The organism is Streptomyces sp. Q2 (assembly GCF_056820935.1).
Window position 1 is genome coordinate 16,011 of sequence record NZ_JBXEJE010000047.1, and the last position, 20,314, is coordinate 36,324.

19 protein-coding genes and 2 pseudogenes are annotated in these 20,314 nt (G+C 67.9%); 10 read left to right on the top strand and 11 right to left on the bottom strand.

Annotated features, from left to right (window positions below; translation table 11 throughout):
- Positions 1-24 precede the first annotated feature (24 nt).
- The 4 genes and pseudogenes from ACWBNA_RS38890 to ACWBNA_RS38905 form a co-directional block, all read right to left on the bottom strand.
- Positions 25-447: a hypothetical protein gene (locus tag ACWBNA_RS38890; RefSeq protein ID WP_482709276.1), complete on the bottom strand. Its 423-nt coding sequence runs from the start codon at positions 445-447 to the stop codon at positions 25-27.
- A 359-nt stretch (positions 448-806) separates the two neighbouring features.
- Positions 807-1,157, bottom strand: a pseudogene (locus ACWBNA_RS38895) (GGDEF domain-containing protein); the annotation flags it as partial.
- A 133-nt stretch (positions 1,158-1,290) separates the two neighbouring features.
- Positions 1,291-1,671 carry a hypothetical protein gene (locus ACWBNA_RS38900; RefSeq protein WP_482709277.1) on the bottom strand — a complete coding sequence of 127 codons (381 nt, stop codon included), beginning with the start codon at positions 1,669-1,671 and terminating at the stop codon, positions 1,291-1,293.
- Positions 1,671-3,653 (bottom strand): hypothetical protein, encoded by a 1,983-nt coding sequence (locus ACWBNA_RS38905; protein ID WP_482709278.1) that lies wholly within the window; start codon positions 3,651-3,653, stop codon positions 1,671-1,673. The genes ACWBNA_RS38900 and ACWBNA_RS38905 overlap by 1 nt, the downstream gene beginning before the upstream one ends.
- A 367-nt stretch (positions 3,654-4,020) precedes the next feature.
- On the opposite strand from ACWBNA_RS38905, the gene ACWBNA_RS38910 reads away from it, so the two are divergent.
- Entirely contained in the window at positions 4,021-4,416 is a 396-nt protein-coding gene (locus tag ACWBNA_RS38910; RefSeq protein WP_482709279.1) for a hypothetical protein, read from the top strand.
- A gap of 40 nt (positions 4,417-4,456) precedes the next feature.
- Here ACWBNA_RS38910 and ACWBNA_RS38915 read toward each other — a convergent pair whose 3' ends face one another.
- From ACWBNA_RS38915 to ACWBNA_RS38930, 4 genes are read right to left on the bottom strand one after another with little or no spacing between them, the layout of a single operon-like run.
- Positions 4,457-4,654 carry a hypothetical protein gene (locus tag ACWBNA_RS38915; protein WP_482709280.1) on the bottom strand — a complete coding sequence of 66 codons (198 nt, stop codon included), beginning with the start codon at positions 4,652-4,654 and terminating at the stop codon, positions 4,457-4,459.
- Positions 4,651-5,289 (bottom strand): hypothetical protein, encoded by a 639-nt coding sequence (locus ACWBNA_RS38920; RefSeq protein WP_482709281.1) that lies wholly within the window; start codon positions 5,287-5,289, stop codon positions 4,651-4,653. The genes ACWBNA_RS38915 and ACWBNA_RS38920 overlap by 4 nt, the downstream gene beginning before the upstream one ends.
- A gap of 43 nt (positions 5,290-5,332) precedes the next feature.
- Positions 5,333-5,824, bottom strand: coding sequence for a hypothetical protein (locus ACWBNA_RS38925; RefSeq protein ID WP_482709282.1), 492 nt, complete (start codon positions 5,822-5,824; stop codon positions 5,333-5,335).
- Between the two features lie 6 nt (positions 5,825-5,830).
- The gene (locus tag ACWBNA_RS38930; RefSeq protein WP_482709284.1) at positions 5,831-5,965 is read right to left on the bottom strand and encodes a hypothetical protein; all 135 of its coding nucleotides are present in this window, start codon (positions 5,963-5,965) and stop codon (positions 5,831-5,833) included.
- A 158-nt stretch (positions 5,966-6,123) separates the two neighbouring features.
- Between ACWBNA_RS38930 and ACWBNA_RS38935 the strand changes: the two genes are divergently transcribed.
- From ACWBNA_RS38935 to ACWBNA_RS38955, 5 genes are all read left to right on the top strand, one after another.
- Positions 6,124-6,372, top strand: coding sequence for a hypothetical protein (locus ACWBNA_RS38935; RefSeq protein WP_482709285.1), 249 nt, complete (start codon positions 6,124-6,126; stop codon positions 6,370-6,372).
- A 299-nt stretch (positions 6,373-6,671) separates the two neighbouring features.
- Positions 6,672-8,162, top strand: coding sequence for an HAD-IA family hydrolase (locus tag ACWBNA_RS38940; RefSeq protein WP_482709286.1), 1,491 nt, complete (start codon positions 6,672-6,674; stop codon positions 8,160-8,162).
- Positions 8,163-8,203: 41 nt separating this feature from the next.
- Positions 8,204-10,312 (top strand): NB-ARC domain-containing protein, encoded by a 2,109-nt coding sequence (locus ACWBNA_RS38945; protein WP_482709287.1) that lies wholly within the window; start codon positions 8,204-8,206, stop codon positions 10,310-10,312.
- 280 nt (positions 10,313-10,592) lie between these two features.
- Positions 10,593-13,232, top strand: coding sequence for a hypothetical protein (locus ACWBNA_RS38950; RefSeq protein WP_482709288.1), 2,640 nt, complete (start codon positions 10,593-10,595; stop codon positions 13,230-13,232).
- 121 nt (positions 13,233-13,353) lie between these two features.
- On the top strand, positions 13,354-13,584 hold the full coding sequence (locus tag ACWBNA_RS38955; protein ID WP_482709289.1) for a hypothetical protein: 231 nt from the start codon (positions 13,354-13,356) through the stop codon (positions 13,582-13,584).
- On the opposite strand, the gene ACWBNA_RS38960 is transcribed toward ACWBNA_RS38955, so the two are convergent.
- Positions 13,544-14,857, bottom strand: a complete 1,314-nt coding sequence (locus ACWBNA_RS38960; RefSeq protein ID WP_482709290.1) for an ISL3 family transposase — start codon at positions 14,855-14,857, stop codon at positions 13,544-13,546. The genes ACWBNA_RS38955 and ACWBNA_RS38960 overlap by 41 nt on opposite strands.
- Before the next feature lie 355 nt (positions 14,858-15,212).
- Here ACWBNA_RS38960 and ACWBNA_RS38965 point away from each other — a divergent pair, with 355 nt between their 5' ends.
- From ACWBNA_RS38965 to ACWBNA_RS38975, 3 genes are all read left to right on the top strand, one after another.
- On the top strand, positions 15,213-16,061 hold the full coding sequence (locus ACWBNA_RS38965) for a DUF817 domain-containing protein (RefSeq protein WP_482709292.1): 849 nt from the start codon (positions 15,213-15,215) through the stop codon (positions 16,059-16,061).
- A 38-nt stretch (positions 16,062-16,099) separates the two neighbouring features.
- Positions 16,100-16,291, top strand: coding sequence for a transposase (locus tag ACWBNA_RS38970; RefSeq protein ID WP_482709293.1), 192 nt, complete (start codon positions 16,100-16,102; stop codon positions 16,289-16,291).
- A 290-nt stretch (positions 16,292-16,581) separates the two neighbouring features.
- Positions 16,582-17,043, top strand: a complete 462-nt coding sequence (locus ACWBNA_RS38975; protein ID WP_482709294.1) for an alpha/beta hydrolase family protein — start codon at positions 16,582-16,584, stop codon at positions 17,041-17,043.
- Between the two features lie 106 nt (positions 17,044-17,149).
- Here the strand turns inward: ACWBNA_RS38975 and ACWBNA_RS38980 are convergent, their stop codons facing one another.
- On the bottom strand, positions 17,150-18,646 hold the full coding sequence (locus ACWBNA_RS38980; RefSeq protein ID WP_482709295.1) for a DUF4158 domain-containing protein: 1,497 nt from the start codon (positions 18,644-18,646) through the stop codon (positions 17,150-17,152).
- A gap of 131 nt (positions 18,647-18,777) precedes the next feature.
- On the opposite strand from ACWBNA_RS38980, the pseudogene ACWBNA_RS38985 reads away from it, so the two are divergent.
- Positions 18,778-19,143: pseudogene (locus ACWBNA_RS38985) on the top strand (telomere-associated protein Tap); the annotation flags it as partial.
- Positions 19,144-19,370: 227 nt separating this feature from the next.
- Here ACWBNA_RS38985 and ACWBNA_RS38990 read toward each other — a convergent pair.
- Complete coding sequence (locus ACWBNA_RS38990) at positions 19,371-20,291, bottom strand: hypothetical protein (RefSeq protein WP_482709297.1); 921 nt, start codon at positions 20,289-20,291, stop codon at positions 19,371-19,373.
- Positions 20,292-20,314: the final 23 nt, after the last annotated feature.

Consider the following 20,314-nt stretch of genomic DNA (forward strand, 5'->3'; position numbering starts at 1 on the left):
TTCAAGATGGCGCAGCTTCATTGGTCATGACGCCTCCGGTGTAGCTGGCGGGCGCGTTCGGCGGCTGTCGGGCGTACGGCCGATGCAGTTGGCGACGGTGTCGATTTCACTGCTGCCGTAGGCGGTGCGGATGCCGGAGGGGGTCAGTCCGCTGGCTTGGGCGAGAGGTTCGAGCTTGTAGGGGCGGTCTCCGTGGAACTCGCGGCCGTACGCGAGGAGCTGGCGGATCTCGCGGTCGGCGGCTTCGCGGGCGGCGCGGGCGTTGCCGAGGGCGATCAGAAGGGGGTCTTCCTGAAGGTCGTCGCACTGGGCTTCCAGGGCGAACGCGTAGTTTTCGCGGGCCTGTTCGGCCTCTTCGAGGGCGTCCGGGTAGAGATCCTCCGGTGTGACGTCTCCGGGCTGCGGCAGAGGGATACGGATGGCTGTGAGGTCACCGATCAGATTCATGTTTACGACAATCGCAAAAAAATGCGTCAAACGCAACACTGGAGGCAGGGTGCTTCTGTGACACCCCAGCGACAGGCCCCCGGAGCTTGATGACCCGGTCTTCTGGGGTGTAGTCGTCGTCCGGCTCCGCTTCGTACTCAGCGTCTGTGCCCCTCGCGCCTGGCCCAGTCGCAGCGCAGCCGGAAGGCCTTGTGCGAGGGCAGCGCGGAGATCTCTCACCAGGGTGCCGAAGGAGGGAGTGAACGCCGGCCCGACGCTCACTCCCTCCGGACGTACTGGAGTTCGCCGCCGCTGCGTCGACCGCGTCCCGTTCGCCGTTGACGCCGACGCTGAAGACCAGCGCTTCTTTAAGCAGCTCGCTAACTCACCTGCCGGTGGTGATGAGAGCGAGATCGCTTTTCCAGGTACCCGCGGTCGGTCGCGCTGTTGAGTACTTCGTCTGCAGCCGTGCCGCAGTGGGCCCAGCTGATACCGATTTTGGCCCCGACGCGCACGGTCTTCCCCTCGGCGCCGATCGGCTGGATGATCTCGTTGCGCAGTCGTACAGCGAGGTCCTGGGCGTCGGCCCGGCCGAGCCCGTCGGCCAGGATCACGAACTCGTCGTCGGCAAGCCGCGCCACGGTGTCGCCGTCGCGCACGCACTGGGACAGCCGCCGGGCGACCTCGATGAGCACCGCGTCACCCGCGTTGTGCCCGAATTGTCCTCCGAGCCTGCCTGCCCGGCACGGTACCGTCACAGCCTCTGCCTGCGCCGTCGCGGAACCCGTCTTTGGCCTGTCGAGGGAGCTCGCCTGGCGGTGACCTGCGCTGCGTGGGGCCCGAACTGGAGGTCCGGGCCCCGTGTCACACGTGGCTCTTCCGCGGACGGTGGCCACCGGGGCGACCGAGGAGGACTCCGACGCGAGCTTCGAGGCGGGCGACCTGGGGGCGCTCAAGGTCCTCACGAAGAGGCAGTTCCACGACGGATTCCCACCTGTCGCGCTTGTCCTGTTCCGTGAGGTGTTCGCGAAGGCGATCGCTGGTGGCGGAAGCAGTGTGCATCCGCTCTACCATCCCGACATACAGGATCGTGTGCGTCACTCCCAGCGCGATGTACAGCCCGACGTGGTGCAGGAGTTCCGGGATGCGAGGCTGTAGAGGGCGCACTTGCGGATCGGTGATGGTGAGGTCGTCGCCCAGAAGGTCGACGACTGCTCTGGACACGGCAGAGTTCCAGCGCAGCATCAAACGTCCTTCAGGTTTCCGATGGAGGTGACGACGTTGAAGACCTGGGTGCTCACGACGGCCTTCCAGCTCTGGCTGCAGGCGCCCGAGGCTCCGAGGTGCCGGTGATAGGTGTCGATGGCGTCCTGTGTCGCAGCCACGTTCTCGGAGATCTGCAGCTCGAGATCGCTGTTGTCCGGGGGGCCCTCGGCCTTACCAGCCTTCCAGGCGTTGCGGATCGACTCGTCGGTCACGGGCACGATCTCGCCACCAGAGCGGACTGGCTCGTACCGGGTGCCGGGCGCAGGGGCATCCTGGCTGACCTGCGGAAGGTCCTGCGTGCCGCCGTGCGCCCAGTACACCTCAACGATGGCCTCCGCCTGTCGGCGCCCCCAGGCGCCGCGCGCGCCCGGCTTGTTCGAAACCATGCGGGTGACGAAGGCATTCGCCTGTCCGCGGGCACGGGTCACCTCCTGGGACCCGTATGCGGCCTGCAGAACACCGGCGGCCGTCGCGGCGATCACAGTTCGGACCCGGGCCTCGGCCAGCGCTTGCTTGCCGATGGTGGTGTCCGCGTTCGCGGTCACCGTGTCCATCACCGTGGAGATGGGCCGCCAGGTCGGCTCCGGAGGCAGTCCCGAACTCCTCACCAGCAGAGACTGGGCGGCGGCGCTGTGGTAACTGTCCTCCGCCCGTGGCAGGGACCGGTGGACCAAGTGGGCGACCACCCGGCCCCGCAGCTTCCCGGCGCGGGTGCTGGAGTCGGTGCTGTACATTCCGAGCTCGGCGTAGACGTCCTTCGCGGCGGCGGTGCTGCGGTTGAAGGCCCACACCGCCAGGAGCGCCAGGTACTCCAGTTCCATGCCGTCCGGCCGGGTGGACGGCATCTTCATGTAGTCCACGATCGTCCGCCCGTGGACCGGTACCCGGTCGAAGACCCCGGCATCGGCGAGCCGGTCCAGAGCATGCTGAGCCAGTCGAGCGACAGCAGCTCCCTGTGGCAGCGCCTCCGGGTCGTTGTGCACGGTCTCGTAACGCCGCGTCAATGAGGCGGCATAGTCGCGTACGCCGCTGCCCACGTACCGGGCACCGAGGACTACCTGAGCGGTCGTCGTCCAGGCGTATACTGCGGCCAGCGCCTTGTCCGCTGGGACCGACACTGTCCGCGCACCACGGTAGGACACCTGGATGTCCACATTGCCCCTGACGTCCTTCGCCACGAGAAGCTGATCGCGGGCTTGCTGAAGGCAGGGGACGAGCGTGTCGATGATGCGTTCCTGTTCCTCCTTACCGAGCAGCGTGAAGTCGTACAGCTTGAAGGGCAGCTTGAGGGCGATGCAGAACTGTACGAGCGCATGGAATTTCATCCCTGCACGCCCGTGACCGTCAATCGGCGTGATGCCACGGGCGAGAGGCTTGCCATGGTTGTCCACGATGCGCATGAGCGCGGTGTCGATAGGGCGACGCTGGCCCTGCGTGGTGACCGTGGCGATCGTACGGTTCGAGGCCGAGCTGGTGACCTGATGCACCGTCCACTTCTGCCGCATCTCAGGCCTTTCCAGGGCGTGTGGGCCCTCTGATCGCAGTTCCAGCACGGAAGACTCCGAAGAAGGCTGGGCCGCTGGCGGGAACGGCAGGGCCCCGATGTCACCTCCCGTACCGCTGTAGTCGCTGCTCTCTTCGTCCCGGACGTTGCTCACCAGGAGGAGGAAAAGGGTGAGGATCTGGATCGGCGGGGTGATGATCTGGTGGCAGCCTCCGAGCACGCCACCGTCGAGGAAATGCAGCCGACCGTCGGACCCCAAGTCCGGAGAGAAGAGGCTTTTCACCGGACGTGGTTCGGCCACACTGCGGGAAATCACCTCCAGCATCTGCTCATCGGGTCGGCAGTCGGCTTGGGCGATTGCCGGGCACCGTCGGATGGCCTGAGCCAGACTTCGCGCTGCGTCCGCGGGGGCGCGACCGAGGATCTCGGGAAGAGTGGCCGTTTCTGGCATGATCATGTGATCAGAACTCGCTTTCTGCGTGCAGGTAGGAGGGCACGCAGGAAGCCCCTGCGCTCCCGGAACAGGCGAATCCCGACCGTGATCGGACCTGCGCCATGAACCGGCCGCGTACGGGGGCGAGGGGGCGATTCCGGCCGTGACCGGACCTGGCGGTCCTCCGCCGCGACCTGTACGGGGCGCGATCACGGACAAATTATCTGACCTCACTGACAGTTGAGGCCGGAATGATGAGAAACAGCCTGACAACCCCGGCGGATGAGATCGGCGCGGGCAGGCCTGGAACCGCTGGCCACCCGCACCACGGCGGCAGGGCGCCTCCCCGAACCCCGTAGCGCTCGCCCTCGCTGAGCAACTTCTGGCCGGTGTGGATCTACGAGTCACCACCCTGATCACCCATATCGCGGCGCTCGCCCGCGGCGCCGGCCGCACCGACGCCGACATCGACGACCGCGCCCAAGTACTGCGCGCCGAGATCCTTACAGGGGGCGTGACGTACGCCGAGCTTGCCCTGGACCTCGCCCTCGCCTTCCACCACGCCGTCCGCAACGACCAGGATCAGGTGGCCGCGACGATCGCCCGGCTGCGCGAGAACACCCGCGGCGGCGACTTCGCCGACTACAGCGACATCGTCGCCTTCATGGCCGACGTACTCCTCGAGGAAGCCTCACCGACACGCTGGATCGACGGCGCACAGCACACGCGGCGGCGATTCCGGAGCTTGGTCACCGTCCGCCGCGACGACCTGCGTATGTCGCTGTGACCACGGCATTGGCCCGGGCGTCCTGTTCGCCCGGGCCGGTTCAGCCGATCACGGACCGGGCGAAGGCGACAGTGCCGGCGAAGGCGCCCCCGGCAGCCAGTAGCGCGACAGCCCATGCGTTCCCTGCCAGCACGGTCAGCACGCCGGCGGCCACGGCGATCTGCGTGCCCAGCATCAAGATGACCGCGGCACGCACCGTCATCAGCGGCTCCTGCGACCGGTCGGACGGCGCACTCACGGAAGCTCCTGGCGGTTGTTCTCGCGCCTGCGCCACTCCTTGCCGAGGCGGTTCAGCTTGCGTCGGGCCCGCTCTCCTTGCGCCTCATCCTGCTGCACCAGGTCCGACGCTTTGGGCCACGTCATGGGGTGGTTTTCCGACCAGGCACGGACCAGGGCCTGTTCCTGCTCGTTGAGCTGTCCTGCCACGTAGCGGACCGGAGCGGTCTCGAACTGCTGGGCCCAGGGAACGATACGGGGGATCACCAGATCCTCCGGCCCGGGCACGGCGTCCCGCTGCTCCCAACCCTCCGGGATGTAACCGATCGAGGCACCACGGATCTGGTGGTCGCGCTCGGAGTCGCAGCCCTGGCGGGCGTACCGGACCAGGACCCTGCGCACCGACTGGTCGTCGGTGAGGTCGGCCTCCTGCTCCCATGCACGCTCGACCATCGCCACAGCCAGGGCCTGACAGTGGTCCTCCAGCACCGGCCACAGGCGCAGGCAGTGGCGCAGGAACTCCTTCATCGGCTCCTTGTCGCCCTTCATGTACGCATCGAAGGCGTAGCGGGCCTCGGCAAGGACGGACGGCTTCAGCCGCTTCGCCCAGTCGGCGACAGACCGGACTCCGGCGAAAGCGGTGGTGTGGGGCGCCATGCCAGCAGTGCAGATGGCGCCCGGTCAAACTGGAAGGCCACCGTCACGTGTTCTCAGCGGGACGGTGCGGGCCGCCGAAGTCCTGGTCGGTGAACGTCCCGAGCAGAGGCTTCGCAGCGACAGGACCAGTGTGGGGTTCTCCGCACACGGGGCCGTGCTCACTGGTCTGGCAGGTGTTCCACGTTGCGGTATCGCGGGTGTCTTCCCAGGTGGTGTCCGGGCCGACCGGGTGGAGGAGACGCCACCCGAACACCGGCATGCCCGGCCCGTGCGGTTCCGGCTCCTCACGGAAGGACTGCGGAACTGCGGCGGTGTAGTCGGGACGAGCCTCGCGGATCTCAGCCTCCAGGACCGGCCGGACCGCCGCGTGAAGGTCATCCAGGGCGGCGAGCACTCCGGCCTCCAGCGCCTCCCGCCCCTGCTCCCCGGCCTGGTGCCAGGCGCACAGCAGGATCTCCTCAAGAGGGCCGCCGACGAAGACGGCCTGTTCGACGGCTGCGGTGCCGTCGTCGGCCAGGAGGACACGGTGGCGCATCGGCGATCAGTCGATGTTGCCTGTCGCCTCCACGGGCTCGCTGGCCTGCACGGCCCTTACCCCGTCGGCAGGAGTGGGAAATCGTTCGGCGAGGGCATCGAGCAGACCGGGCTCGTCCTCCGGGTCGTCGTCCCAGTCCACCAGGGCGAAGCCCGCGGACTGGTCTGGAGCGGTCCGAACCGAGGCTTGCTTCCGGGGCGCCCGACCGCACCCACGTGGTGTAGCCGGGCATCAAGTGCCCGAGGCCGGATAGGCGTTGGCCCCGCACCGAAAGCCCTGGTGAACAGCCTCTGTGTCGAGTGCTCGCCGTACTTCTCGATGTGGTCGAACGCGACCTGCTGGTCTTTGGCGGCGCGGTTGCGCCAGTCCAGGACCTGCTCGCGAGTCAAGTCCTCGAGGACCAGCTCCTGGACGACGTCCTCACCCTCGGACTTCAGGGCGGGCGCGTGGGTACCGGACGCGGGGCGGGCAGCAAGACCGGGGTCGGCCCACGCCTGGGCGGTTACGGTCTCGTGCAGCTGCCGCTCGGCCGCCACACGGCGCGCTGAACGTCGGTCATCTCCCGACAACCGGTGTGGCAGTGGTGCTTCCGTCGGTTGTCGTGGGGACTACCCCCGCGGGCGCGGGGACGACAGCAACGTCTTCTCGGCGCCGCCGTGGGTGGCCGGACTACCCCCGCGGGACGTCCGGGGTCCCGCCTCGCTGGGGCGCGGTCCGCCAGGCAGAGGAGTTTCCTCTCGGCCGTCCGCGGAATTCCCGGAAATCACTTGGTCCTCACTGATATCTCGGGACCCGCCAGGCACGCGCCTGCTGTTGCGGCCGGGACCGGTGTCCTAACATGCCTGACATGACGTCAACTGTGGACGATCACGCGATCGACGGTATCGTCTTCGACTGGTCCGGTGTGTTGGCCGATGAGATCGAAGCGGTCGCCCAAGCCCACGCGAAAGCGATCGCCGCTTTGGGAGGACGTCCGCTCACTGCCGAACAATGGAAGTCCGGAATCCTCGACGACTGGCGGCAGTTGTATCTGGACCAGGGAGTTCCGGCGCGTTCCATGCGACAGGCTCCGGACGTCTTCGCCGCCCACTTCGCGAAGAATCTCCTCAGCGTCCGCCCCGTCGAAGGAGCCGCCGAGGTCTTGCGGGACGCGAGGAAGGCCGGTCTGAAAATCGCCATTCTCAGCAATCAGCTCGAGCCCTGCCTCCGTTCCTGTATCCGCCATTTCGGATGGGAGCAGTACTTCGACGTCGTCGTGGCCGCCCAGGGCGCCAAGGTCCCCAAGTCAGATCCGGAGGCTCTGTGGGGGATCCTGCGCGACCTACATCTGAAGCCGACGCGCACGATGCTGGTGGAGGACATGACGCAGGGCATCAACCTGGGCAAGGCGGCCGGGCTGGTGACGGTGGGTAAACCGTCCGTCCTGCGTCAGGACCTCTCGGCTGCGGATTACCTGGTCGACGACCTGAGGGACGTGCTCAGGGTCGCCGAAGGCGCCGCGGTGGGCCGTGTCGGGGGCAGCGGCGCCAGTCGTGAGTACCGGGACGTCTACGAGCGCAGGGAGCGCGAGAAGTCGGCGGGCCGGATAGCGAGGCTTCCGGACTGGTACCACTCGGAGAACCTCGCCTTCGTCCGGTTTCTGCGCGGCGTCGTCCCCGGCCCCGCGCCGGCGCTTGCCCTCGACGTCGGCTGTGGGAGCTCCTTCCACGCGACGGCCATGACACGGCTGTTCCGCTGCCTGGTGCTGCGCATCGACCTGACCCAGGCGGCGTTGAGACGGGGGCCCGGGCTGTCCGGCGGACGTCCCGGGCCGGCCTCGGTCCAGGCGGACGCCGCTCGGCTGCCTCTGCGGGACGCCACGAGCGACCTCACCCTCTGCGCGGAACTCCTGGAGCACGTACCCGATCCCGACGCCGTGCTCGCCGAACTGTCCCGGGTGACCCGCCCCGGCGGCCTGCTGGTGCTGGCGGTCCCCAACAGCGTGGAGGTCACCTGGCCGCTGTTCCGCGGCATCCAGCGCAAGAGTTTCTCGGCCGGGCACATCCGCGAGTACACGGTTGAGGCCCTGGCCGAGGCAGCCGAGCGGGCCGGCTTCCACCGGGTCTGCGTCGGCAGCCGGTGGTTTCTGTTCTACTGGCTGGCCTTTGGCGTCGAGCGCAGCCGTTTCGCCGCCCCGGCCGCCCGGGCGTTGCTGCGCCTGCGCTGGATCTCCCGGCCGACCGGCCGGATCGTGGAAGAGCTGACGCTTCTGGAGACACGGGTGCTGGGGCCCCGCAGTCGCCGCGGAATAGGAATATTCCTGATCGCCAGAAGAAACGCTCCCGCCGTCTGCGAGTGACCACAACAGGGGGACGTATGTCGTTAGAAGTCGCCGTGCCGGTGATTGTGGGTATTCTCGGCTTCCTCTATCTGGTCTTCTTCGGACAACGATCGGTCGTGGAATGGTACGTGGACCGGCGTCGCCGTCGCGACGACCGTTCGGAACGAGAGGAAGCGTCCGAGCGGCAGATAGAGAATCTTCCCTCACCCGACTACGCGGAACTCCTCGGACGCCACAGGGAAATGGACCGGATCATCTCCGTCCTCCGCCCCTACCCCCATTCTCAGCACGCTGTGGTGGCCCTGGACGGGATCGGCGGAAGCGGGAAATCCGCCCTCGCCCTGGAAGCTGCGAGATATTTCGTAGTGAACCATCTCAAGCTCGACCGCAGCGAGAGGTTCGACGCGGTCATCTGGGTCTCCGCGAAGGAGAACCTGCTCACCGCGCGAGGAACCCAGGCCCGCCCCTGGCGACACCGGACACTGGACGACATCTTCGAGACGATCGCCATCTGCCTGGGCCGGGAGGACATCACGCGCGCTCCCGCGGACCATCGTGTGGAAATCGTCCGTAACGCGCTCAAGCGCCAGCGGACGCTGCTGATCGTGGACAACATGGAGACGATCAACGACGTGAGCGTGGAGTCCTTCTTGAGGGAGTTACCCGCCCCGACCAAGGCGATCGTCACCACGCGCTACCGCCTCGACGTGGCCGTCTCCGTGAGCCTGGGCAATCTTGCAGCGGGAGAGTCCCGGAGCCTGCTGCGGCAACTCGTGTCCCAGACCGACGACGCGGCCGTCGACACGGGCACCGCCGTCGACAGCCTGATCGGCCTGACGGGCGGTCTCCCGCTCGCCATCGTCTGGTCCGCGGCGCGCATCCGGCTCGGCATGACCTTCGACGAGGTCGTCGCGGACCTGTCGTCCGGCCACGACGACCTGACCCGCTACTCCTTCAGCGGCATCCTGGAACGCGTGGCGGTCCAGCCGGGCTGGGTGGAGGTGATGCACGCCATCGCCGCCCTGCCCGCCCCGGTCACCCTCGGACTGGCCGCCGGAACGGCGGGCATCGCCGACCAGGAATCCGTCCGTGCGGCACTCCACGACCTCGTGCGTCTGTCGCTGCTGCAACGTCAGGACGGGACCTGGGACATGCACCCGCTGGTGCGCCGGCATCTGAGGCCGTCCGACGCGGGTGATCACGACGCCATACTCGGGCGCGCGACACGGTACCAGGTGCAGTACCTGAGCCGGCTTATCGGTGACGAGCGGACCCAGCACGTGCGGGCCACGCAGTATGCCTCCATCGACCTGGAGTGGCCCAACATCCGTTACCTGATCGCACGGGGCAGCCAGCAGGGCGCCCACGAGGACGTACGAAGCCTGGTGGGCGGCCTCGGCTACTACCTCCACGCGCGCGGCCTGTGGACCGACGCGGTGTGGGCCTGGGAGACGGGCACCACGTCCGCAGAGGAATGCGGCGACGTGGTGGCCCAGGCCCGGTTCCTCACCTACCTCGGCTACATGGCCTTCTTCATGGGACGGCCGACCCGGGCCACCTACTACCGGCGCCAGGCGGAACGCCTTGTCGCGGCGGACCGGCCTTCGTACCAACTGGCCAGCCTCTTAAGGCTGTCTGGGTATCTGGCCCGCGAATCGGGCGACACCGACCAAGCGTTGCGACGCTTCCGCCGCGGCCTGGAGGTCATGAGGACCTGCGAGAACGTCCACGGCATCTGCCGGCTGCTGAACGACCTCGCAGAGACCCAAGCCCTGTCGAGCCAGACCCAGGAGGCGGAGACCCTCGCGCAGGAAGCCCTGTCACGCGCCGACGCCGCCGGCGAAGTGATCGAGAAGGTCCGCTCCATGGGCGTTCTCGCCAACATCGCCCTCGCCTCCGACGACCTCGCTCTGGCCCGCGCCTACGCGACCGAGAGTCGGGACCAGGCCCTGGAGTGCGGATGGTGGGAGGACGCAGGCAAGGCGTTCCAAGCCCTCGCCCGGACGGAAGCGGCCGCCGGGAACCACTCCGGGGCACGGAGCCTGGCCGCCGAGGCCGAGACCTACTTCGACCGTATCGGCAGCGAGCGGGGCATCGCCGAATGCCGCGCCTTCCTCGCCGGCCTGCCCGGCCGGGGCCGACGCCGCATCCTGGGGCTTCAGGCCTAGACCTGGTCTAAACAGTCGAAACTCCTGGCGAACTCGCCTGGTCTGTCTCGTTGATGTGGCCAGCCGGCCGTACGGCCTGGACCCGGACGGCACCCTGACGCTGCAAGCCTTGCGCGAGGCGGTAAGCACAACTTGCGATGAGGGCGTCTCTTTCCAACGGCAGCCGGCTCATGCTGGCCCTGTCCGAGCAGGTCTGTGCGCGACCAACGGGCTCCCGGCGAAGACACTCACGGAGGACCCCGAATAGGGCCATCATGAGCGGGTCGGACATGGGGGGGCGATGGAGTCTTCAGCGGCTGGACGGATGCAGGGAACGCGACGTCTCAAGGCCGGTACGGGCCTTCTGCTGGCGCTGTTCTGCCTGGGGGTGCTCGCCGCCGGCCCGGCTCGGGCCGCCGAGCGGTCGGCCGGCATATCGCCGACGGGATCGATCACCGTCGCCATCGGGTGGGACAGGTCACGGCAGGAGGTAGTGATCGCCGAGACTCGAAGATTCACGTTGCCCCCTCACAGCAAGGCCCTGGCCCGATTGCGCGCGGACGGCTTCGCAGCGGGCGGACCCTGGCTCCGCCCGCTGGCGTACGACAGCGTGAAGAGTCGCCCGCCCAAGGTGACCCAGACCTCGCCCGGCGAACCGGCGCGAGTGGTGACGTACTCGGCGACCCATCTGGCGCGCCGGTCCGGCCGGCAGGAACTGACGCTGACGTTCGACACGGGATCTCTGCGGTACGACAAAGGAGCGGGCTATCCCGCCGCCTGGACCGTGACGGTGAGCGCTCCCGAGTGGTCCCTCCTCGACATCCGCGGACCCTTGGAGTCGCAGACGCCGAGCACGCTCGTTTGGCGGGTCCCCACCGGCTCGGCGTCTTCGAAGGCAGGCCCCGCGGGCAGTCCATCGGTACGCCTGCAGCGGGAGGTGAAAACCACTAAGCCACCGTTGCGACGGGACCAGACACGAGGCGAAATGATCACCGCCCTGGCCCTTGCCGTCTGCGGCATCGGTGTCGTCGCCGCCTTCCTGGTGGCGTCGCTCGCCGGTGCCGCAGCATCGCGCAGGTGGGGTACCGCGACGCTGGTGCTCGCGGTGGCTGCATGCCCTCTCGCCGTACTCGGAAAACCAGAGGGCCGCGGTGATGGCCTCTTCTACTCACCCAACGTCATCCCCGGCTACAACCCGCCTGACACCGTGTGGGAACCGGGCCCCGCACTCGGACTCTGGCTCTGGTACGTCTTGCCCATGGCCGGCTGGTGGTTCAGCCTCAGGCTGGCCACGCACCGACCGCCATCCTCGCGCGCACTGTTGCTGTGCGGTGGGTCCGCGGTGCTCCCCTTCGTGCTCGTGGCGGCAGGCGGATGGAGGCCAACAGTTCACGAATGTGCATTGATGGCGCTATCGGCGGCCTGCGGTTCAGCGGCGGCCGGGCTGCTGCTGCAGGCCCGCAAGGGCAGTGCTGCACGCCGGTGGGCGGCCACGGCGGGAACACTGGTGTGGATCTTCGGGCTAGTGCTGCTGCTCAGCCGCTCGCCGATGATGGCAGGTGCCGACGAGGTGATTCTGCCGACGCACTGGCTCGACGTGGCTGCCGTCCTGGTCCTCTCCTGGCCGGCCGCGGCGTGGCTCACATCGCTTGTGGGGCCGGTATCACGGTGCAGCCCGAAGCCGACAACCCAGCTGATCTGCTTCACGCTTCTGTGGGGCGCCTTGACCGCGCCGTTCCTGATTGCCTGGGCGATGGGCCCCCAGACGGAGGTAGGCGGGCCCAGCGCCTACCGGACGGCGTTCTTCACTGGATACACGGGATTCCCTATCTGCGTCATCACGGTCTGCGGGGTGATCCTTCAGATCGTGTACCTGCTCAGGCGCGGTGCCGCCGGTGGCCGAGCCCGCGCGCTGGAGCCTGTCGGCAGGGTGCTGCTGGTCTGTGGGGCGAGCCTGGCCCTGGGCAGTCCCAGCCTGCGCACCTTGACCATGTGGGGGGAATCGCTCGGCGTCCTCTGGACGGCGCTCGGCACGATGGTGCTCATACCGCCCGGCTCGGCCCGTACGGCGGCCAAATTCCGGCGGGTGACAAGGAAGGCGCACGCCAGCTTCATGGACAGGTGGGTCCGCACACAATTGCTCTGGGACACTCGGGCCGACTTCCAGCGGACCGCCCGGTCGTCCCTCGCGGGCGACATGGAGATGTCAAACTTCACCGACCGCTGGCGCGAATTGGATGTTCCCGGACGCTGCGGTGACCCCGCCACCCGCCTGGCCCGGACGAAACGGTTCGCTCTGGGCTCGAGTGCTGGTGCCGCGCCCCGTGTCGCCGGGTTGGCGGGTGCGGCCCTCGCCCAGCTGCTGGCGCTGCCGTGGGCGACGTACAAGCTGGTGACCGGCAGCGCGGTGGGAGCCGACAGCTCGATGCCATTCTGGCTCGGTGAGGCCTCCCAGGCAATCAGGTTTGGTCACTGGGCGGTTTACGGCTTCATCTTCGGCTACTTCTACACACTGCTGCGCGGCCTTACACCGATCGCCAAGGCAGGCGTCTTCGCGCTGGTGGTGCTGCCCGCGGAAATCCTGCCCATGGTGACGCTCACCGTGGACCCGCAGTACACCCGAAACCCCTCCTGGATCGACACGGCGGTGGCGTGTGGGGTCCTGGCTGGACAGACCTTCGTCGTCTGCATGGGCCTCGGGCTGTGCTGGGAGTGGTGGCTGGCCCGGATCGCCGCGATGAAGTGGTCCCAGGTGCGCAACTTCCGCCGGCTGTCGTCGATCACCGTCCCTGCCGGTACCGTGCTCGTCGCGGCCGCGACCGCGTTCGCCACCGTAGTCGCCGGCACGTGGGCGCAACAGGAACTCGTACCCCCGTCCCAGCCGCCGTCTGCGCAAGACCTCCAACCGCAGTCGCCCCCCCTGACTGGTGGTTCAGAATGAGTTATGGCTTGAGTGCAGGCGCGGACTGGAGTGCGCCATCCACGGGTCGTGCACCGTCTGACACGCGCGCGCTGTTCGCTCCGGCGCTGCCACGTCGGTGGCACTCGCTATCGTCCGTGCCATGACATCAAATGATCATCTGCTTGACCTGATCCAGACCACCCCGGAGATTGATCTGCTGCTGCGGTCATCGTTCGGCTTTGACATCCACCGGAAGCACAATGGCGATGGCTTGAGGCTTGCCTCGGGTGCGCCGATGGAGGTGATCGCTGGGGAGTTCGCTGGTGGGGCGTATTTCCGGGTTTTCGAAGTTAAGCGGTGCGGAGGTGTCCGCGGGCTCGTCGTGTCGTGACACAGCGTGTCCGTAGACGCTGACTGTCAGCGTTGCGGAACCAGAACGCGTTGCGGCCGACGAGCTTGATCACGCGGTTGATGCCCTCGCTCTTGGCGTTGCTGTGACCGGTGTCGATGAACGCGGCGATCTCGGGCCACCAGCGGTCGATGGTGGCGGCGAGGGTGCGGACTTCGGGGATGTCTGAGTCCGCGCACCAGGTCAGGAACTTCCATCGGGTATGGCCTACTTGCTCGCGGTCGGCTCGGGTGCGGGCCAGGGCAAGGAGGGTGCGCAGGTCCTCCTTGGCGATCCACGCCGCCAGCATGATCTGTCCGATCTTCCCTGCGTTGAGCAAGGGGTTCCACATCTTCGCGAACTGCTCGTCGGTGAGGTCTTCCCGATTGCGCAGGAGTCGGCGCCTGGCTTTCCACTCTGGGTCCGCGGCCCGTCCGCGCCGCCCCCGGATCTCGGCGGTGGTGCGGCGCCGCACCATGGAGAGCATCTTGTTGGCGAGCTGGACGACGTGAAAGTGATCGACGACCACGACGGCGTCGGGCAGACCGGTGCGGATCGCGGCCCGGTAGGTGGCCGACATGTCGATGGCGACATGGCGGATGGTGTTGCGCCAGGCGAGGGGCGTGGTGGACAGCCAGGCCAGGACGTCAGCGACGGCGCGGCCCTCGACCTGGCCGAGCAGCCCGCCGGTGCCGAGCGCGTCGACGAACCCGGTGTGCCAGCGGTCTCTTGTCAGCTGCCACTTCCCGGTGTCGGGATCCTGCTCCCAGCAGGTGCTGCCGCGCCGGGTCTCGTCGATGCCCAACACCTGAACCTCAGGCAGCGCCGCCTCGACCACCCTCGCACCGGCGGTGCGGAAGGCATCCATCACCACCGGCCAGGACAGAGCGAGGTCGCGGGCGGCCTGCACGACGGTGGAGCCGGCATCGCGGACCCGGTGTCCGGCCGCACACCGCAACCGCTCGGTCAACCGGGCCCCGGCTGGTATCTGCGGGATCTGCTCGGTGAACGACTTCCGAGGACAGGACACCTCGCGGCACCACCAGCGTCGCTTGTGCCACACGAACTCCAGTCGGCGCTCTCCGTACGGGAGATCACGCGGCCGGGTGGTCGCCGCCCCCTTCACCCGGGCCGCGACCACCCCGCAATCCGGGCAAGCCCTGGCCGAGGCCTCCGCCGTGGCCAGATGGACCCGGCGTGTACCGTCCTCAAGCCGCTCGACCCGGATGACGGACACGCCGTCCAGGTCGAGCAGCAACGTCGTATCGTTGACCAAGCCCGTGGCTCCCCGGTGATCCTTCTGCGTAGAGAACGGAAATAATCAACCAGGACCACGGGCGTCCTGCATCCAGGGCTGACACCTACCCCGGCCATCACAGAACGTGACAGACAGTCAGCGCGCAACGACGCTGCACTGTTCATGTCCGAAGACCCGCCATGCGTGGGCGAGGTCGACCTGGACGAACAGTTGATGAGGCTACTGAAGGGCTCGGGTAAGCAGGTGATGGGGCGGGGCCTCCCCGCTCACCGTCCATGCTGAAGCGATCCTCAGCGCCCTGGAGGAAGCCCGCCCCGCCGGTCCGGTCCGATGCAGCAACCTGAACGGGCGAGAGTTCGTCCTACAGGGCACCATGTTCACCAATAGCATCAACGGCCCCCTGACTGTATCGGTTCGTCAGCTGCGTGATTTCGCCTGGATACACATCCGGGCCTGTTCTTTCGCCATCGCGCTACTGTCCGGGCTCGCGGCGTCCACCGTGCTGCCCCATCTGCCTGTGGCGCGTTATGACCTGCTCGTTGCCTACGGCGCCCTGCTCACCCTGCTTTTTTGGCTGCGTGGCTGGGAAAACGGCCGGGATATCGCTGTCGTCGCCGTCTGCCACGTCATCGGCCTAGCTTTCGAGCTGGTGAAGGTGTCCCTCGGTTCCTGGAGCTATCCGGAGCCTGCCGTGCTGAAGTTCGCGGGCGTCCCGCTGTATGGAGGTTTCCTCTACGCGGCTGTTGGCAGCTACGTGTGCCGGGCCTGGCACCTGTTCGACCTGGCGCTGGTCCGCTATCGCCCGCGGGCGACAGCAGTCGTGGCCGCGGCGATTTATGTCAACTTCTTCAGCCACCACTGGCTGCCCGATGTGCGCTGGCTGCTGGCCGGACTGCTCCTGGCGGTCACGGCGGGCACCTCGGTGCGTTACACGGTGCGCCGTGTACGCCGACGGATGCCGCTGGCGTTGTCGTTCGTGCTGATCGGTTTCTTCCTGTGGGTGGCGGAGAACCTGGCCACCTATGTGGGCGCCTGGCGCTACCCGTATCAGCTTGATGGCTGGCAGCCGGTCGCAGTGGACAAGTTCGGGGCCTGGGCCTTGCTGATCAGCATCACCTTCGTCCTGGCGGCGGTTGGCCGGTCCCACCGCAAGGACAGCGTCAGCGACACGCCACCGAGGCCGGGCGTCCGGATCAATCGAGACGATCGTCCTAAACCATGATTCCGGCATCCCTGAGGTAGCCACGCCCACTGCCCCCGTTGACCGCTGGTGGGACCGAGACCGCCGCGTTCATCGACACAGGTCGCAGCAACGCCAAGAGCGAGGGCTTCAACCGCGTGATCAAGCTCGTCGCCCGCAACGCGTTCGGGTTCCGCAACGCTGACAGTCAGCGTCTACGGACACGCTGTGTCACGACACGACGAGCCCGCGGACACCTCCGCACCGCTTAACTTCGAAGACCCCAGTGCGTCGTTCTAAACGACCCCCGCCGCGCGCTGACCCACTACGCCGCCAGCGCCACACCCCACCACGCCGAGACGCACGACGACGATGCCTACCCCCGCTCACGTGCGCTGCGCCTGAGCCGCGAAGCCGACGCCCACCTCTCACTTCGTGACGTAGACGCCGCGGTGCACACCGCCGACCAGGCTGTACAAGCTATGGGCGGCGTCACCTCCGCACGCGGCAGTCCCGTGTCGCACGTGCTGCTGACGATCGCAGGGTCGCGCAGCGGGTTACGGTGCTCGCAGTCCCAGGCGACATCGGCGTCCAGGGCATCAGCTTCGGCGGGCTGTTCGCCGCCCACCTGGCCGCCGCCGATCCCCGCGTCGGCGCCGTGGTCGTCAACGGAGCCCCGGCGACACCGACGGTCCCCGAATTCCGCACCGCCCGCGAGCAGATGGCCGCCGTGGTCGGCACCGACGACCCGGCCCGCGTGACCGAGGTCATGGACGCCCTGCGCTTCGACCCGGACAAGCACCGCATCAGCTGCCCCCTGCTGCTCCTGCACGGCGGCCTCGACCCCCTCGCCCGCTACGAGGACCAGGAGCCGTTCCTCCGCGCCGCCGACCCCGCCACCTCCACGCTGCGGATCTGGCCCGACGGCGAGCACACCCTCTACAACCACGCCGCCGAACGCGACGCGCTCACCGGCGACTGGTTCACCGACCACCTCGCAGGTCAGAACACCCCGAACAGTTAGGAACACCAGTGGACTTCACCGTCGAGACCGCCACCGACGCGGTGGTGGAGAGCTTCCTGGAGACCAAGGACCAGCGGCTGCGGCAGATCATGGAGAGCCTGACCCGTCAGGCCGTCCTCCGGGTTGCGCCACCGGTTCGCCCCCACCACCCAGATCTCCCGCCGGCGCACCGCGTCCCGGAGTGCGACCAGCGCGCACAGTTCGTGATGCGCTCGACACGGCCCTTCTCGTCCACCACCGCCGCCCGCCACTGCTCGGGCACCACCCCCGTCAGCGGCACACTCTCCGCCGGATCGAAGAACGCCCCCTCCTTCAACGGCTGCTCCAGATACCGCTTGAGCAGGTCGATCGCGTCCATCACCGGCCGGTAAGCGGTGTTGTTGCACTTCCATTCCAGCGAGCCCAGCAGCGGCGAGAGCATCCGCCGCCAGTGCGCCGAGTACGACGACCGCAGCACCGTACGGACCCGCGCCTTGTAGCGCGCCTCGTTCGCCGCGGCCTCCGCCGCCAGCGCCTTCAACGTCTTCTCCCCGCCGACCGCCGGGTAGATAACCCGCCGCACCGTGCCGGACGGCTCGGACAGCGCCGCCTTGGCGACCCGCAGCAGCATGCCCTCCTTGCCCCGGATCTTCTTCAGCTCGGCATTCAGCTCCTTGTCGACCTTCCGCTCCGCCCTCGTGTTGATCTTCAGTACGAGCTGGATGAACAGGTCCACCAGTGAGTCGGTGATCTCCGTCTGCCGCACATGGCACAGCGTCGCCAGCAGCGTCAGGCGCCGGGCGGGTGTCATCCGCTCCAGGTTCGCCGGGTACTCCTTCGACGCCCGCGCCCGCCACGCGTCCACCAGCTTCTCCGACACGTCCGCGAACAGGTCCGCGGGCAGCTCCAGCCACCGCACCCGCTGGAGCTTGTTCACCTCCGCCAGCAGGCTCTCCAGCCCCGGCGCCCCCGGATCGGTCTTCAACTCGGCGAAGTGCGACCGTCCGCCGCCCGCCACCGAGCCCGCACCGGCCGCGCCCTCGCCCGTCTCGCTCCCGCTCCCGCTCCCGCTCCCGACAACCAGGTCCTCCAGCCGGGAGCGCGTCGCATGCGAGATCCGCTCCAACCTGCTGCGGCAGAACTGGGCCTCGAAGTCCGTGACCGCCCGGCCCACCAGCCGCCGCACCTGCCCGGGCGCCGGCGGCTCGATGTGGTCGTTGCGGCACCGGGCCACCACGGCCGCCGCGAGCCGGTCACGGGACAGCTCCACCGGGCACAGCTCGGTGGCCAGCCACGCGGCCAGCCGGTCCTGGTCCTCCTCGGTGTTCGCCCGGAACCCGTACGCCGCCCGGATCTCGCCCCGGTGCCTCTGGATCGCCTTGCTCTGCCAGTCGTAGTCCGCCCACGCCTCCGCAGGCACCTTGACCTGCTGGGCCACGTACTCCACCGCGGCGGTCGGCACTTCCTGGGCCGACTCGGGGAACCGGGCCTCCACCTCGAAAAACTTGAGCAGCAGCGCGAACCCGAGCCGAGTCGCCCCGGACTTGTTCCGCACCCGCTTCATGTCGTCTTCCAGCAGCGTCCAGACCTCGATCAGGTCCTCCGGCTCCCAGTCCTGCCGCACCCGTACTCCTCGCCCCACGCCCGAGATCACTCGTTCAGCCCAACGAGGCGCCAGGCGAGGGGAAACGACGACCACAGCAGGCACACAGCGCTACATGTCCGTTCGCCGTAGCTATACGAGAACAGGGCCTCCTCGCGACGATGGCCGACCTCGGCGTGGACGCGGATTCGGCGCCGGCCGACTTCCTCGCCGCGATGGACGGCTACAGGGAGCGTGACCCGGAACTCGCGATCGTCGTCTCCGCGGTCAAGGCGACCGTCAAGGGCGGCCTGGGCAAGCTGCGCGAGCGCCCCCGGGGGGAGGGCTGGAAGCCCGGCCAGCCCTGGCGGGCCCTTGCCCGTCCGACATGGCGGCCGGACATCCGAGCGGCCGTCATCTCCCGCACCCGGATCAACCTCCACAGGAAGATCGTCAAGCACGCGGCGTTCACCGGCCAGAACCCGGTCGCGGTCCTGACCGACTGCGTCGTGTACGCGGCCGACGGCACCAGCCCACTTGGCCGGCGCCGGCTTCGGGAGCCTGCCGCGCCGCGGAGCAGGAACCCTTCGTGCGCGCAGACGGCCGAGTAGTGGCAGAGGCGCAACTCGCATTCCTGCCCGACGCTGCCGTGCGGATAATGTCGCTGCGCGGGTGGACGCGGCCCACCTGGTCCTTGCCGACGTCGACCTCTCAAATTGTCTGCTCACCGGCTCGATGTATCAGACACTCACTGCCACCAATTTGGTCATGAATTCGCGTTGCGCGCGTCTTCGTACACCACATGGAGGGGTGGATCGGTCGGGAGGGGTTCGAGGCGCTGGGGCGTGCCGGGGCGGAGCGCCGGCGATACCGCCGCCCAGACCGCTCGGGCCTGGTCGTCGTCGTATGCCGCGAAGTCCGGGCCGGCCTGCAGCCAGATCGCTCCGCCGGCCAGTTCTTCAACTTCGTGGAAAGCTCCGGAATCAAGCAAAGCCTGTTTCCCGCCCACAGCGGCGGAAAGCTCTTTCGGGCATACCGTTACCCAACTGTAGCCGCGAAGGTACTGTCGGCTCTCGGATACCGTCTGCTTCGGAAGAAGCCAGGGCGGACCCAGCACTGTCTCCAGTGGCGTCTTTCCCAGAGTGTAAAGGTGAGTGATGTGACCGAATGACGGGTCCAGCGTGTTCGCCTGGGTCTTCATGAAGCGCAGAAAGGCTCTCTGGAAGCCGGGGTCACGCAGGGAATCCTCGGGAATGTTACAGCCGAGACGCACCCACGATTCCGCCTTTTCCAGGCGCTCGACCGTGAGTCGGGCCAGCCGGAGGCGAGGCTGGCAGTCGGCCCCCAGCTTGGAGATACCGACTTCAGCGGAGAAGGGGCCAGTGGAGACCTTACGGTAGAACCAGTCGAGGTTCTTCTCGGAAATAACTCTGGCCGAATCGCGAAGATTGCGCCCGACCCGCTCGGTCACCTTGCAGAAGCCCCACCATGAATCCGGAGGGCCGAGCGGGCCTCCACGCATCCCCTTCGGGTCGAGCGGAGGCCCGCCGAGAATGGCCCCCAGCTCATCAGGGAAGAGGTCACGCAGCGCACCCTCGAACCACTCCCTCATGCTGCCCGAGTACTCGGCCTCAGAACGAAACTCGACATCGATCTCGCCTCGTACCACGAATCCACCCTCGGCCACGCGACACCTCACTATGGGTTACA

Bases quoted from the DNA above. Each gene is read 5' to 3' on its own strand.
- ACWBNA_RS38890 (WP_482709276.1), bottom strand. From the start codon at position 447: ATGAATCTGATCGGTGACCTCACAGCCATCCGTATCCCTCTGCCGCAG.
- ACWBNA_RS38900 (WP_482709277.1), bottom strand. From the start codon at position 1,671: ATGCTGCGCTGGAACTCTGCCGTGTCCAGAGCAGTCGTCGACCTTCTG.
- ACWBNA_RS38905 (WP_482709278.1), bottom strand. From the start codon at position 3,653: ATGATCATGCCAGAAACGGCCACTCTTCCCGAGATCCTCGGTCGCGCC.
- ACWBNA_RS38920 (WP_482709281.1), bottom strand. From the start codon at position 5,289: ATGGCGCCCCACACCACCGCTTTCGCCGGAGTCCGGTCTGTCGCCGAC.
- ACWBNA_RS38925 (WP_482709282.1), bottom strand. From the start codon at position 5,824: ATGCGCCACCGTGTCCTCCTGGCCGACGACGGCACCGCAGCCGTCGAA.
- ACWBNA_RS38940 (WP_482709286.1), top strand. From the start codon at position 6,672: ATGACGTCAACTGTGGACGATCACGCGATCGACGGTATCGTCTTCGAC.
- ACWBNA_RS38950 (WP_482709288.1), top strand. From the start codon at position 10,593: ATGGAGTCTTCAGCGGCTGGACGGATGCAGGGAACGCGACGTCTCAAG.
- ACWBNA_RS38955 (WP_482709289.1), top strand. From the start codon at position 13,354: ATGACATCAAATGATCATCTGCTTGACCTGATCCAGACCACCCCGGAG.
- ACWBNA_RS38965 (WP_482709292.1), top strand. From the start codon at position 15,213: ATGTTCACCAATAGCATCAACGGCCCCCTGACTGTATCGGTTCGTCAG.